This window comes from Alkaliphilus peptidifermentans DSM 18978 (assembly GCF_900101495.1).
Taxonomy (GTDB): Bacteria; Bacillota; Clostridia; order Peptostreptococcales; family Natronincolaceae; genus Alkaliphilus_C; species Alkaliphilus_C peptidifermentans.
The window spans coordinates 36,583-51,089 of the sequence record NZ_FMUS01000013.1; the positions used below are offsets into that span (position 1 = coordinate 36,583).

At 34.0% G+C, this 14,507-nt stretch carries 15 protein-coding genes, 1 riboswitch and 1 other annotated feature; of the genes, 12 read left to right on the forward strand and 3 right to left on the reverse strand.

What is annotated here, in order from left to right; all coding sequences use genetic code 11:
• Positions 1 to 33 precede the first annotated feature (33 nt).
• The 6 genes from BLP68_RS10615 to BLP68_RS10640 all read left to right on the forward strand — a co-directional run bounded on the left by BLP68_RS10615 (position 34) and on the right by BLP68_RS10640 (position 6,728).
• A complete protein-coding gene (locus BLP68_RS10615; RefSeq protein WP_091543366.1) occupies positions 34 to 354 on the forward strand; it encodes a hypothetical protein in 321 nt (106 codons plus the stop codon).
• Positions 355 to 479: 125 nt separating this feature from the next.
• A complete protein-coding gene (gene pgsA, locus BLP68_RS10620; protein ID WP_091543257.1) occupies positions 480 to 1,019 on the forward strand; it encodes a CDP-diacylglycerol--glycerol-3-phosphate 3-phosphatidyltransferase in 540 nt (179 codons plus the stop codon).
• Positions 1,020 to 1,083: 64 nt separating this feature from the next.
• Positions 1,084 to 1,300 (forward strand) — a binding site (T-box leader).
• A gap of 76 nt (positions 1,301 to 1,376) precedes the next feature.
• Positions 1,377 to 1,580, forward strand: coding sequence for a hypothetical protein (locus BLP68_RS10625; RefSeq protein WP_091543258.1), 204 nt, complete (start codon positions 1,377 to 1,379; stop codon positions 1,578 to 1,580).
• Positions 1,581 to 1,601: 21 nt separating this feature from the next.
• Complete coding sequence (locus BLP68_RS10630) at positions 1,602 to 4,253, forward strand: valine--tRNA ligase (RefSeq protein WP_091543260.1); 2,652 nt, start codon at positions 1,602 to 1,604, stop codon at positions 4,251 to 4,253.
• Positions 4,254 to 4,368: 115 nt separating this feature from the next.
• Entirely contained in the window at positions 4,369 to 5,667 is a 1,299-nt protein-coding gene (locus tag BLP68_RS10635; protein WP_091543261.1) for a bifunctional folylpolyglutamate synthase/dihydrofolate synthase, read from the forward strand.
• A 122-nt stretch (positions 5,668 to 5,789) separates the two neighbouring features.
• Positions 5,790 to 6,728 carry a YncE family protein gene (locus tag BLP68_RS10640; RefSeq protein WP_091543263.1) on the forward strand — a complete coding sequence of 313 codons (939 nt, stop codon included), beginning with the start codon at positions 5,790 to 5,792 and terminating at the stop codon, positions 6,726 to 6,728.
• Positions 6,729 to 6,818: 90 nt separating this feature from the next.
• Here BLP68_RS10640 and BLP68_RS10645 read toward each other — a convergent pair whose 3' ends face one another.
• Together BLP68_RS10645 and BLP68_RS10650 are read right to left on the reverse strand one after the other, a co-directional pair.
• Entirely contained in the window at positions 6,819 to 7,346 is a 528-nt protein-coding gene (locus tag BLP68_RS10645; protein WP_091543265.1) for a DUF4364 family protein, read from the reverse strand.
• A gap of 171 nt (positions 7,347 to 7,517) precedes the next feature.
• Positions 7,518 to 7,724, reverse strand: a complete 207-nt coding sequence (locus tag BLP68_RS10650; RefSeq protein WP_091543267.1) for an alpha/beta-type small acid-soluble spore protein — start codon at positions 7,722 to 7,724, stop codon at positions 7,518 to 7,520.
• A gap of 171 nt (positions 7,725 to 7,895) precedes the next feature.
• Between BLP68_RS10650 and BLP68_RS10655 the strand changes: the two genes are divergently transcribed.
• Entirely contained in the window at positions 7,896 to 8,591 is a 696-nt protein-coding gene (locus BLP68_RS10655; RefSeq protein WP_091543269.1) for a 4Fe-4S double cluster binding domain-containing protein, read from the forward strand.
• 31 nt (positions 8,592 to 8,622) lie between these two features.
• Here the strand turns inward: BLP68_RS10655 and BLP68_RS10660 are convergent, their stop codons facing one another.
• Positions 8,623 to 8,811, reverse strand: a complete 189-nt coding sequence (locus tag BLP68_RS10660) for a hypothetical protein (RefSeq protein ID WP_091543270.1) — start codon at positions 8,809 to 8,811, stop codon at positions 8,623 to 8,625.
• 114 nt (positions 8,812 to 8,925) lie between these two features.
• Here BLP68_RS10660 and BLP68_RS10665 point away from each other — a divergent pair, with 114 nt between their 5' ends.
• The 5 genes from BLP68_RS10665 (at position 8,926) to larAH10 (ending at position 14,293) form a co-directional block, all read left to right on the forward strand.
• A complete protein-coding gene (locus BLP68_RS10665; RefSeq protein WP_091543272.1) occupies positions 8,926 to 10,008 on the forward strand; it encodes a polysaccharide deacetylase family protein in 1,083 nt (360 codons plus the stop codon).
• A 106-nt stretch (positions 10,009 to 10,114) separates the two neighbouring features.
• A riboswitch (SAM riboswitch) is annotated at positions 10,115 to 10,219 on the forward strand.
• Between the two features lie 123 nt (positions 10,220 to 10,342).
• The gene (locus BLP68_RS10670) at positions 10,343 to 11,407 is read left to right on the forward strand and encodes a methionine ABC transporter ATP-binding protein (protein ID WP_091543273.1); all 1,065 of its coding nucleotides are present in this window, start codon (positions 10,343 to 10,345) and stop codon (positions 11,405 to 11,407) included.
• Positions 11,370 to 12,047 carry a methionine ABC transporter permease gene (locus BLP68_RS10675; protein WP_091543275.1) on the forward strand — a complete coding sequence of 226 codons (678 nt, stop codon included), beginning with the start codon at positions 11,370 to 11,372 and terminating at the stop codon, positions 12,045 to 12,047. Before BLP68_RS10670 ends, BLP68_RS10675 begins: the two co-directional genes overlap by 38 nt.
• 146 nt (positions 12,048 to 12,193) lie before the next feature.
• Positions 12,194 to 12,997 (forward strand): MetQ/NlpA family ABC transporter substrate-binding protein, encoded by an 804-nt coding sequence (locus BLP68_RS10680; protein WP_091543277.1) that lies wholly within the window; start codon positions 12,194 to 12,196, stop codon positions 12,995 to 12,997.
• A gap of 12 nt (positions 12,998 to 13,009) precedes the next feature.
• Positions 13,010 to 14,293, forward strand: coding sequence for an NPN-dependent 2-hydroxyacid racemase, LarAH10 family (gene larAH10, locus BLP68_RS10685; RefSeq protein WP_176758968.1), 1,284 nt, complete (start codon positions 13,010 to 13,012; stop codon positions 14,291 to 14,293).
• The last annotated feature ends 214 nt before the right edge of the window (positions 14,294 to 14,507 follow it).

Sequence of the window (14,507 nt, forward strand, 5' to 3'; positions counted from 1 at the left end):
ATTAATGAAGCAAAAAAGCATGGAGGGAATTATATGTCTTGGAATATTAAAATATTACCCGGTAGAAATCGGTATGGATACATAAAAGGGGAAATAGATCATTTTCATTGGTATGCACTGGTACATAAGGACTGTGTTAGCTTTGGCATAGATCCTAGAAGCCTTGAAGGTGGATATGGAAGAATATCAAGACTTTGCATTTATAAAGATATACCCATGTCATCCTATACAAAGCGGCTTATTTATGCCAATTATAAAAGAAAGTGGGATGTCTTTAATAGCTCTTATGAAGACATGATTAAATATCTTGTAGAATATTTAGAGCGCATATATTCAATCAAGTTAGTAAAATAAACTAGATATAATTTTGTTTTTGCTTAAAAAATTGTTATAATAGGGGATAGACACCTTTATTGTTTAAATTAATTGAAAACTAATATAGATACGTAAGTATTTTAAGCAGAAAAGAGGGAGAGATTATGAACTTACCAAATACTATAACTATAATTCGCTTCGGACTAATACCTATTTTTATAATAATGTTTTTTTCTACTTCCTCCAATGCTATTGTATATTCAATACTTATTTTCATTCTAGCCGGAGTGACAGATATGTTAGATGGCTACATTGCTAGAAAATATAATTTAGTAACAAAGTGGGGACAAGCAATGGATCCCTTAGCGGATAAATTAATGCAGCTTACAGTATTGATTTGTTTTACCATAAAGAGATTTTTACCAATATGGGTAATTGTAATAGTGGGTATTAAAGAACTGTTAATGGTATCGGGAGGTTTGTTTTTATATACACAAAAGGGAAAGATTGTTATTGCAGCTAATCAATATGGAAAAATGGCAACAGTATTGTTTTATGTTGCTATTATTTCTGTAGCATTTAGGCTTCCCTATTATATTTACTTAGTTTGGATATCAGTATCTTTTACTGCCTATGCCTTTTTACAGTATGCTAAAATTGGATTAAAAGAAGTAAAAATGAAAGAAATACAAAAAACACCTTGACTTTTCTAAGTAAAGCATTATAATAGTTTTAAAATATACTAATAATAAACATTAATAAATATAGAAATCGGCTATGAGGAAGAGGAGTAAATAACTCATCCCAAAAGAGAAAAGAACCCTAGGCTGAAAGGTTCTTTAGGGAAATGATTATTGAAGGTAGCTTCGGAGCTTCTACATTGAACTTAAGTAGATGTAGACGGGAAATCGTTAAATTGTTTTGAGAGCCTGCCTTTTTAATGCAGGAATTAAGGTGGTACCGCGAAGATCCCTTCGTCCTTATATAAGGATGAAGGGTTTTTTATTTTGATTTCCTTATACTTATAACTTTCAATTTGAACGATGGGAAGGTGATAAAAAATGTTTCAATTTGGAATGATATTCTTATTTATAGGAGCATTAATGGTATACGCAACAGGACTAATCGTCAGAATAATAAAAAGGCCGCCCTTTAATAATGTCTTATTCGTTAAAATTAGTGGATTGGTTTTTACTATTATTGGAGCAATAATGATTTTTTTAAGCCAATATCCAGAAAAATTGGAGTTTCTAAGAATTGTTTAAATAGACAAGGAGGAGTATTAGATGAATAATAATTTACCTAAGACCTATAATCCGTTAGATTTTGAGGACCGAATCTATCAGCAGTGGATGGAAAAGGGATACTTTAAAGCAAAGGTAAACCCTGATAAAAAGCCCTTTTGTATTGTACTTCCACCCCCAAATATTACAGGACAGCTGCATATGGGTCATGCCCTTGACCATACCCTACAGGATGTACTTATTCGCTGGAAGCGTATGCAGGGCTTTGAAGCACTTTGGCAACCAGGTACAGACCATGCAAGTATTGCAACGGAAGTAAAGGTAGTAGAAAAGCTAAAGGAAGAAAATGGATTGACAAAGAAAGATGTTGGTCGAGACGAGTTCCTAAAGCATGCATGGAAGTGGAAGGAAGAATATGGTGGAAGAATCGTAGAACAAATGAAAAAGCTGGGAGATTCTTGTGACTGGTCGCGAGAAAGATTTACTTTGGACGAAACCTGCAGTAAAGCAGTTACAGAGGTATTTATTAAGCTTTATGAAAAAGGCTTAATTTATAGAGGAAATAGAATTATTAACTGGTGCCCTGAATGTAAAACATCTTTATCCGATGCAGAGGTAGAACATGAAGAAAAAAGCGGTAACTTTTGGCATGTAAAATACCCTGTTGTTGATAGTGAAGATGAGTTCATTGAAATTGCCACAACTAGACCTGAAACAATGCTGGGGGATACAGCTGTAGCAATACATCCAGAGGATGAAAGGTATAAGCATTTAATTGGAAAGACCCTAATGCTTCCGTTGATGAATCGAGAAATACCTATTATAGAAGATGAATATGTTGATCCGGAATTTGGAACAGGAGCTGTTAAAATAACACCTGCCCACGATCCAAACGACTTTGAAATAGGATTAAGACACAATCTTCCCCAGATTGTTGTTATGGAAAATGACGCCACCATTAATGAAAGAGGCGGCAAGTATGTAGGAATGGATAGATATGAAGCAAGAAAACAAATTGTTAAAGATTTAGAGGAGCTTGGCTTATTGGTTAAGGTTAAGGATCATGCCCATAGCGTAGGACAATGCTATAGATGTAATACAGTTGTAGAGCCTGTAACATCATTACAATGGTTTGTTAAGATGGAATCCCTAGCAAAGCCAGCCATAGATGCGGTATATGACAGAAACATCAAGTTTGTACCAGAGCGTTATTCAAAAATATATCTACATTGGTTAGAAAATATAAAGGATTGGTGTATATCAAGACAGCTTTGGTGGGGCCATAGAATACCTGCTTATTACTGTCAAGATTGTGGAGAGTTAATTGTGGCAGAAAACAAGCCTCAAGCATGTAGTAAATGTAAATGTGAGCAACTACTACAGGATGAAGATGTGCTTGATACTTGGTTTAGTTCAGCCCTGTGGCCCTTCTCAACCCTGGGTTGGCCTCAACAAACTGAAGAACTAAAATATTTCTACCCCACTGACGTTTTAGTTACGGGTTATGATATCATTTTCTTTTGGGTTGTAAGAATGGCATTTTCAGGTCTAGAATTTATGAATGAGGTTCCCTTTAAGCATGTCTTTATACATGGTATTGTAAGAGACCCAGAGGGCAGAAAAATGAGCAAGTCTCTAGGGAATGGTGTTGACCCACTGGAGATTATTGAACAATATGGGGCGGATGCACTGAGATTTACCCTATTAACTGGCAATTCACCAGGCAATGATATGAGATTTCATATTGAAAAATTAGAATCCAGCAGAAACTTTGCCAATAAGCTATGGAATGCTACTCGCTTCGTTTTGATGAATTTAGATGTAGATAAATTTCAGTTAAATGAACTAAAGATGAATTCAGCAGATCAATGGATAATATCAAAAATGAATCGGTTAATCAAAGAAGTAACAGAAAATATGGAGCGATTTGAGATAGGTCTTGCAGCACAAAAACTATACGATTTTATATGGAGTGAATACTGTGACTGGTATATTGAACTAACTAAACCAAGACTATATGGAGAAAATCTCGAAAACAGAAGAACAGTTCAATACACCTTAACCTATGTATTAGAAAATATATTAAAGCTATTACATCCCTTTATGCCCTTTATAACAGAAGAAATTTGGGGAACTATGCCTACAGCAGAAGGAGATATTATTGTTGCTCCATGGCCAGAGTATAAAGAAGCTGATGTAAATACTGCATCAGAAGATGAAATGGCAATAGTAATGACAATTATTAAAAATATTCGAAACGTACGGGCAGAGATGAATGTAGTACCATCAAGAAAAGCTAAAATGCTGGTTTTGACAACTAGAGAAGATACAAAAAGTATAATTGAAGCTTCAAAGCAATACTTCACTACTTTAGCTAGTGTATCTGAAATACAAAATGTGGAAGGAAAAGATACAATACCTTCAGATGCTGTTTCCATTGTTGTTCAAGGAGCAGAAATATTTATTCCTCTAGATGATTTAGTTGATTACGAAAAGGAAATTGAGAGATTAGAAAAGGAACAAAAGAAACTGGAGGGTGAAATAAAGCGAGGAGAAGGAAGACTTGCCAATGAAGGCTTCCTAAAAAAGGCTCCACCAGAGCTTATTAAAGAGGAAAAAGAGAAACAAGAGAAGTACCAGCAAATGCTTGATACTGTTTTAGAGCGATTAGATTCAATAAAGAATAAGGGTTAGCTTTTAGGGTGGTCATATATATGACTGCCCTTACTTGTAATTCTTTGACTGCTATTATCTATTATGGTAATATTCTTGATAGGAACATATCAATTAGCAAACGGAGGAAAAAAACATGAACTACCATGAAGCACTTGAATATATCCACGGCACCTATAAATTTGGCAGTAAACTTGGACTTGAAAATATAAGCTATTTATTGAAGCTATTGGGTGACCCACAAAAAGACTTGAAAATAATTCACATCGCTGGGACAAATGGAAAAGGTTCAACTGCAGCCTTTATTAATGAGGTATTGAAGGAAGCAGGATATAAAGTAGGACTGTATACATCACCCTATTTAGAAACCTTTACAGAGAGAATAAGAATTAATGGAGTTAATATACCAGAGGAAGAACTTGCAGAGGTAACGTACATTGTAAAGGAAAAGATAGAATTAATGGTGAAAGAAGGAAGAAATCATCCAACAGAATTTGAAGTGGTAACTGCTATAGCCTTTTACTACTATGCAAAGGAAAAGATCGACTTCCTTATTTTAGAGGTTGGTCTTGGGGGTAGACTAGATGCAACAAATGTTGTGGAAAAGCCATTGATATCTGTTATAACCCCTATTGGCTATGATCACATGGAATACTTGGGTGATACCATAGAAAAAATAGCCTTCGAAAAGGGAGGTATAATAAAGGACAACAGTCTTGTGGTTACCTACCCACAGGAGTCGGGGGCGATAGGGGTTATTGAAGAGCTTTGCACAGAAAAAAACAGCAGGCTAATAGTTGTATCCTTTGATGATATAAACATTCATAATAGTTCCATTGAAGGACAAGAATTTACTATTACTGTAATGGATAAAGCTTATAAAAATATAAAAATACATATGGTTGGTCAACATCAAATATATAATTCCGCCACAGCATTAACAGTTTTAGAAGCTTTAAAAAAGCACCATGGAATAAAAATAGACGATGATTCAATTTATAGAGGTTTTTTAAACACGAGATGGCCCGGAAGACTGGAAGTAATGAAGCATGACCCATTAACTATTATCGATGGAGCCCATAACATTCACGGAGCAGAAGCCTTGGCAAAGACTTTGGAAAATCAGCTTGAAAATTTCTCTATAACATTGGTGCTTGGGATGCTTAAGGATAAAGATGTGGGAGGGTTTGTTGATAAAATAGTGCCTTTGGTTGACAGAGTTGTTTTAACAAAGCCTGATAATCCAAGAGCTATGGAACCCCAGCAATTATCAGAAAAGCTTGTAAGATATAATAAAGAAGTTTATGTGGAAGTAGAAATTGGAAAAGCAGTTGACTGTGCTTTTAAGCTGACAAAAGCAACTGAGGCCATAGTTGTTGCAGGCTCATTATATATGATTGGTGAAGCAAGAAAGCATATAAGAGAAAATTACTAATATAAGCCTCTTTCATTATCTCTGAAAACTATTATCACATATTTTTTCCTTTTTCATAAGATAGATATATAGTAGAGGAATAAGTAGGTGTAGCCTTTATGAATGATGATTGAGGTGATTGGATGAAGGATTTATCTCAGGGTAATTTAATCGTTTCCAATTTTTTTGATGACTCTATATCTATAGTCGACCCTGTACAGGGTAAAGAATTACGAAGAATTTACCTGCATCAAAAAGATAAAGCCCATCCACCAGAACGACTGGGACCCCACCATATAGCTATTGATCGAAGGTTGAAGAATCTATTTGTACCAAACACCTATCATAGTAGCTTAGAAATAATTGATCTACTTACAGGTAAAGCTAAAGAGGTTATTTCGGTAGGAAGCTTTCCTAGTCAAGTAATAATTTGCAAGAAATATAACTATGCATACGTTGCAAATTCAGATTCTAATAGTGTTTCTGTAATAAATATGGATACCTTAAGTGTAGCGCTTCAAATACCAACAGGAGAGCTACCTCATGGGATGGTAATGACTACTGATGAAGAGAGAATTTTTGTTGCAAATCAGGGTGCAAGAACTATAACTGAGATAATAACCAGCACCAATGAAAAGAAAAAATGCCATATAGTTAATGGAAATCCATGGCACTTGAAGCTAAGTTACGATGGAAACTACTTATATGCTGTTCACTATAGTCACCTTTATGATAGAAAAGGAAAAATATACATCTATAGTATAAAGGAAATGGAGCTGTTAAGGACCCTTCACATTGGTAAAATGCCTGTAGAGGTAGTAGGTGATAAAACCAATGAAACACTATATATTAGTGATTCTGATATGAATAGCCTTCATATTTACAGCTTGAAAAATGATACAATGGAAGATTCCATAAACTTAAGTAAAATGCCCCATGGAGTGGAAATAAATCATGAAAAAAATGAAATTTATGTAACTGGTCTACATGATAATATTTTACATGTTATAGATATTGGAAAAAAAGCTTTAGTTAAAAGTATACCTGTTGGGCAGGAGCCTACAAGTATTGTTATATTATAAGTTAAGAACAATGAGTAATGAATAATGAGCAATTAGTAATGAAAAGAAAAATTCTAAATTACTTCTACTCATTAAAAATTACTCTTTTTTTTATTCTATTAAAAGATTAATTAATTTTCCATATAGATTTTGGGCATTATTTCTCCAGTTTTCGCATATCTGTTTGGCTTGTTTACTATTGGCAACATTTAAATCTAAATGAATTATAGGCTGTTCATTTTCTATTACCTTTAATGAAACCAAATATTCCATTTCATTAAGCTTAATATAATCTGCTTTAACTTCTGAGCTTTTTATAAACTCATTCCTTGCCACACCCAACATTTGATTAATTTTATTAATGCTGAAGGGTGGTATTCTGTCAATAAAATACTTCAAGGTATTTCTACCCTTTTCAGTTATTACATAGTATTGAATATTATCCTTATGCTCTTCCTCTATAAAATCCGACTCTTTCAATTCACCTAAAAACTGTTGAAACATAAAGTAATTCATTATATCATTTTTTAAAATAAAATCTGTTACCTGAGAATGTGTAACTGGAAGATCCAGTTTCTTAAAAATATATAATAACAATAGCTTATTTTCTGCTAGTTGTTGAGATGAATTTACAAACATTGCGTCGCCCTCTTCCTCAAAAATAGTCTCTATATTAGTTTAATGCATTTCATAATATAATTAAAGAGTTTATAATAGATATTATACTCCTATATACGACAAAAATACAAAAAAGAAGACACTAAAATCATATTAGTGCCTCCTTTTTTAAAACTAAGAAAGTTTATCGATTTATTTATTACTCATTGTTCTTTCTGCATATTCCACTAGACGCTTGGTCATATATCCACCAACATAACCATTTTCTCTAGAGGATAAATTTCCCTTATCAATACTTTCATAGTTACTTATGCCTAATTCATTTGCTATTTCTACCTTCATTTGATTAAGTGCTTGACGAGCTTCTGGAACAACGATACGATTTCCGTTACGTGCCATGGTTTTCCCTCCTCTAAGCTTAATCTAACAACAGACTTGTTTCTGTTGTATAATTAGTTTAACCACATGAATAACTACTATGCTAGAAGTATCTTGTGATGCTTTCAAATAATGGAATTGAGTGCTTATAATATTCTTATCTGATATAATTTAATTAAAGGAGCGATGCAGGTGGACAAACAGGAAAAACTCACAAAATTTTTATTTGATCAAGGAATAGTTAAAATAGGCTATAGTTTTTTAGAAGATCAATTACCTGACGAATTTAAGCATTTAAAAAGCGGAATTACTATTGTTGTAAGATTATCTGATCAAATAGTAAGTGATATAAATATAAAAGATGGACCCACACATACCTATTTTCATCATTATCGCACGGTAAATGCATTTATTGATCAAGTAACCTTTAAGACCACTAATCTTCTGCAGCAATGGGGATATTTAGCTATGGCAGTTCCTGCATCCCAGTCTATTAATAAAGATGGTTGGAAATTTAAAAGCTTGTTTCCCCATCGTACAGCAGCCACAAGGTCGGGTATTGGTTGGATAGGTAAAAACTGTTGTCTTATAACAGAAGAATTTGGACCAAGAGTAAGATTAGGTACAGTTCTAACAGATATGGAACTTGAGTATGATCAGCCAATTGAAGAATCCAAATGTCAAAACTGTAATATATGTGTTAAATCGTGCCCTGCAATGGCTTTAAAGGGAGGTACATGGAAGGCTGGTATGCCAAGGGAAGATATTCTTGATCCAAGCCTTTGTAGTACCCATATGCATAAACAATATCAATCAATTGGAAGAGGCGCAGTATGTGGTATCTGTGTTAAAGCGTGTCCGAAGGGAACCGAAAATTTAAGAAGATAGGGTAGTGTATATACTACCCTATACTATCTTTTTAAGTTAATTTTTCATCCATTGGTCTCTTGACATCTTTTCTTGTGCCATGCTGATGAGCGCTTTCAAGTTGAGCTTTTTGTGATTTTGCTTCTCTGTGAAAGTGTCTTTCTTCAAATTTATAGGTTTTTGCACTTTCCTCTGTTCGTTCACCTTTAATGTTGGTCCATTGACTTTTTCGAATAGACATGAAATCACCTCTACCAATATTATGTGCACAATGAAATCAATAATGTTGAGCAAAAAATACCATTTAAAAAACAATGAGTAATGCTTTTGATAAATACATAAGGGGGAAAAAAACTTGAAAAAGCAAATGATAATTTTTTTAGCATTAATTTTAGTTTTTTTAATAGTAGGATGCGGAGCCGACGTAGGAGTAAATACTGATGATCCTGTGGTTGAAGAGCAACAAGATACACTGGAAGGAGAAGTTGAAGAAATAGCTGAGGCTGATGAAGAAATAATTATAGAAGAAATTAATTTGCTAGAGATAAAACCTAATGAAGCAGGTGAAATAATGGTACTAATGTACCATCATATAAGAGAACCTGAAGCAGAGTGGTCTAGAACCCCAGATAATTTTAGAAAAGACCTTATGGAGCTTTATTACAGAGGATATAGACCAATAAGCTTATATGATTATGCAACTGGCAATATTAATACAGAGGCCGGAATGACCCCAGTAATTTTAACCTTTGATGACGGTAATCAGAACAATTTTAATATGATAGAAAATGATGATGGTGAATGGATAATAGATCCAGATAGTGCGGTTGGAATACTGGTTGATTTTCATAAAATCTATCCAGACTTTCCTTTAGAAGCCACCTTCTTCATTAATGGAGGTACACCCTTTGGACAAAAAGAGTTCATCGAATATAAGCTGAACTATATAGTTGAGAAGGGAATGGATATTGGTAATCACACAATGACCCATATTAACTTTACCAATACTACACCAGAAAAGATACAAGAGGAAATAGGAAAATTAAATAAGTTTATAAGACAGTATCTACCCGACTATGAGGTAAATACCCTTGCATTACCCTTTGGTTCAAAACCTTCAAATCAAGAATGGCATAGTTATCTTGTAGAAGGAGAGTATGAAGGAGAAAAATATCATAATGTAGCAGTATTAGAGGTGGGATGGGACCCATATCACTCACCATATAGCTCGAATTTTAATGCATCTAAAATACGCAGGGTTAGGGCAAGTGAAACAAAGGTTGATGGAGTGGGGATTTATGATTGGCTAAAGGCATTTGACCAAGGAACAAGACTTCGATATATAAGTGATGGAGATTCCAACTATATTTCAGTTCCAGAAAAATATAAAGATAGAATAATGCAGAACTTAGATATTAAAACCATTAGAACCTATTAATAATTATTCCAAATAGAAACTTAATTTTTCTCAATATTTCTTATTGACATATTAAGTTTATTTTCATATAATATAATCTAAGTTTATGAATTCAAAACAAAATAATACCTTATCAAGAGAAACGGAGGGACTTGGCCCGATGAAGTTTCAGCAACCACACTTATATGTGACGGTGCTAAATCCAGCAGAACACAGTTCTGAGAGATGAGGAAGGATGTAAAATACCCTTCTTAGGGTTTTTTTATGCAAAAATCCTCTTCTCTTTGAGAAGGGGATTTTTTTTTAATGAATTAATAAATTCTAATATATTTGATTTTATGAAGGAGGGATTGAAATGATTTTACTAGATAACCTATCAAAAACCTATGAAAGTAAAAAAGTATCGGTGGGGGCATTAAAGAATGTAACATTAAAAATAGAGAAAGGAGATATGTTTGGAATAATCGGCTATAGTGGTGCTGGTAAAAGCACATTAATTAGATGTATAAATCTTTTGGAAAGACCAGATTCGGGGAAGGTTGTTATAAATGATATTGATATTACAGCCCTTTCTCCTAAGAGTCTAAGAAAGCAAAGAGAAAAAATTGGGATGATATTTCAACATTTTAACTTAATGAATAGAAGAAATGTATTTGATAATGTTGCATACCCTCTTAAAGGGAAAGGATTAAACAAAGTACAGATTGAAGAAAAAGTTATAAAGCTTTTAGAGTTGGTTGGAATAAAAGATAAGGTTTATTCCTATCCTTCACAGCTTAGTGGCGGTCAAAAACAAAGAGTTGCTATAGCCAGAGCTCTTGCCAACGATCCAGAGGTGCTGCTTTGTGATGAAGCTACATCTGCACTTGATCCCCAGAATACTAGAGCAATTTTAAATCTATTAAAAGACATTAACCAAAAACTCAATTTAACCGTAGTCATTATTACCCATCAAATGGAGGTAGTTAAAGAGGTATGTAATAGAGTTGCAGTTATGGAGAATGGGGAAGTAGTAGAAAAAGGCAGTATATTAGATATATTCTCCAATCCTAAAAGGGGGATTACCAAAGAATTTGTTGCCAATACAATGGGCTATGATAATTTAGAGGATGTGATAAATCAAGGATTTTTAAAGAATTCTTCTAGTTATGAGCTAACTGTTAAAATTTCTTTTGTAGGCCAGGCTGCAGGGCAGGCCTTTATATCAAAAATATCAATTGATTATGGAATCTTAGCAAATATATTGTTTGGCAGCATAGAAAGCCTTCAGGGTGTATCCTTTGGAAGTTTGATAGTGAGCTTCAGCGGCAATTCTGCAAAAATACATGAGGCTATTGAATTTCTAGAGGAAAATAATATCAAGGTGGAGGTGCTAAAAGAAAATGGAATTATTAAATCAAATAATGCCCAATGTAGTTGATCTATTTCCAGATCTGATGAAGGCATTGAAGGACACATTATTGATGGTGCTCATATCAGGAACAATTGCTTCAGCTATTGGAATACCATTAGGAATAACCTTAGTGGTTACTAGAGAAGGTAATCTTTTAGAAAACAAATTAATATATTTCATTTTAGGGAAGTTTGTAAATGTATTCAGAGCTTTACCCTTTGTAATTCTATTAACAGCAATAATACCTATAACAAGATTTATTGCCGGCACCACCATTGGGCTTAAGGGAGCAGTTGTACCATTGATATTCGCCGCTACACCCTTTGTTGCAAGACAAGTTGAATCAGCATTACTTGAAATTGACCCTGGTGTTATAGAGGCTGCAAAAGCAATGGGATCAAGTCCCCTTGAAATTATCTATAGAGTGCTTTTAATTGAAGGCTTACCAGGAATAGTATATGCCTTAACAATAACAATTGTCAGCTTAATAGGCTTCTCAGCAGTGGCAGGTACCGTAGGAGGAGGTGGACTAGGAGATTTCGCAATTCGATATGGTTATCAATATTTTAGGACAGATATTATGATTGTAACAACTATACTATTACTACTAATTGTAAATATAGTACAAAGCCTTGGTGAATACCTATTAAAGAGACTAAGTCATTAATCAATTTTGGTGAAGAATAAATTCACAAACATTATAAGAAATCATATTACAAGAAGTAGGAATAGAATTGATGTAACAAGCTATTGCATCTAAGCTTTAATGATTTAAATAAATAATACATTAAAACAATAAAGGGAGAGGATAAAATGAAAAGAATATGTTTAGTTTTAACAGTAATATTATTAGTATTTACAGTAATCGGTTGTGGTGCTAAGCCTACAACCAGCGGTGAGTCATCATTAAAGATTGGAGTAACAGGTGGGCCCCATGAGCAGGTTGCTAAGAAGGTTCAGGAGTTAGCGGCTGAGGAGGGTTTATCAATTGAGCTTGTTGTATTTAATGAATATATACAGCCCAACATTCAACTATTTGAAAAGCAATTAGATGTAAATATATTTCAACATGAACCATATTTGATCCAATTTAATGCAGACAGAAATATGGATTTAATAACAATAGCACCAACGGTGAACTTTCCAATGGGTATTTACTCGAATAAAATTTCTTCACCTACAGAATTACAAAATGGTGATAAAGTTGCTGTTCCTAATGATGCCACAAATCAAGCTAGAGCTTTAATTTTACTTGAAACTTCAGGTGTGATTAAATTAAAAGAAGGAATTGGTACAGCTGCAACGGTAAGGGATATAGTAGACAATCCTAAAGAATTAAAGATTGTTGAATTGGAGGCACCAATGCTGATTCGTGCCTTACCAGATGTTGCAGTTGGAGTTATTAATACAAACTTTATTATTGAAGCAGGTATGAACCCTGTAAGAGATTCTATCTTCATAGAAGACAAAAATTCTCCCTGGGTAAACTATATTGTCACCAGACCAGAGCTTAAGGAGGATGAAAGAATCAAAAAATTAGTGGAAGTATATCATTCAGATGAAGTAAGAAGGTTTATAGAAAACACCTTTCAAGGCTCAATAGTTCCAGCTTTTTAGGAGGTGAGAAGTTTGACAATATACAAATTTAAGTATGGAAAAACAGAATTGCAAGCCGCTATAGATGAAGGGGCCATTATTGATAACCTTATTCCAAAGAATAGTGTTCCAATTCCAGATATTCAAAAAGAGGTTTTAAAAGTAATAGAAAATCCAATAGGGGCACCACCACTTAAGGAAATTATAACATCAGGAGAAAGGGTAGTAATTATAGTAAGTGATATTACAAGGCTTTGGATTAAAACAAACAAATTTCTCAAATATATAGTAAATTATTTAAATAGTATTGGTGTATCCGATGATGATGTCAATATTTTGATAGCTCTAGGCTCCCACAGACCCTCCAGTGAAGTTGAAAAGGAATCAATTGTAGGAACAGAAGTCTATAATAGAATTAAAGTATATGATCATGATTGCTTTAGCCCAGAAGAGCTTAGTTATTTAGGAAATTCCAGCTTTAATACTCCAATTTATATTAATAAGAAGATTATTGAGGCCGATAGGGTGATTCTAACAGGTGGTATTGTATTTCATTTGTTTGCTGGATTCGGCGGTGGTGCAAAAAGCATTGTACCTGGCGTAGCAGGACTAGAGACAATCCAATATAATCATCGTCTTACCTTTAACGAAGGTCATGGAACTGGTTTAAATTTAGATGCGTGTTCAAATAAAGTGTATGGCAATCCAATGAGGGAGGATATCACAGATATCTGTAGAAAAATAAACCCAGACTTCCTTATTAATTCTGTATTAGATACAGATGGTAACTTTCTAAAATTTGTTGCTGGAGATTTTGAAAAAGCATGGCTTGAAGGCTGTGAAGTCATCCGAAATATCTATGGAATAAGTATAGAAAATAAAGCAGATATCATTATTGCTTCCGCTGGTGGCTATCCAAAGGACATCAATCTCTATCAGACTATTAAAACAATGGATAACTGCCTTTATGGAGGTAAAGATAATAGTGTTATAATTTTAATGTCAGAATGCAGTGAAGGATTAGGGGCAGCAGAGTTTCTACAATGGTTTAAATATAAAACCCTTGAGGAAATGGAAAGAGCATTAAAGAAGAATTTTACTGTTCCTGGCTATGCTGCCTATAAAGCTGCCTATACCGGTGTTTATAGAAAACTGATACTAATATCATCATTACCGAAGGAAGAGGTTCAACAGTTAGGCTTTATTCCAGTAAACTCGCTGGAGGATGCCCTGGAGCTGGCATATCAATTAAGTCCAGTAGACCCTAAAATAACCCTCATGCCATATGGAGGCAATACACTTCCGATATTAAAATAAACAGACAATTTAAAAACGGCTTCAAGCAGGTGTTTGATGGGTGACTTCCATAGATAGTAGATACCTATAGAAACTGGAATCGTAGATAGAGTCGCCAATAAGTAAATATAACAAGCTGCATTATATGCGGCTTTTTATATTTAATAGGAAAGTCCTACTTTCCTATTAAGTTCGAGGTTGTTAAGGGGGCGTTCCACCTTATGATCAATTAAGA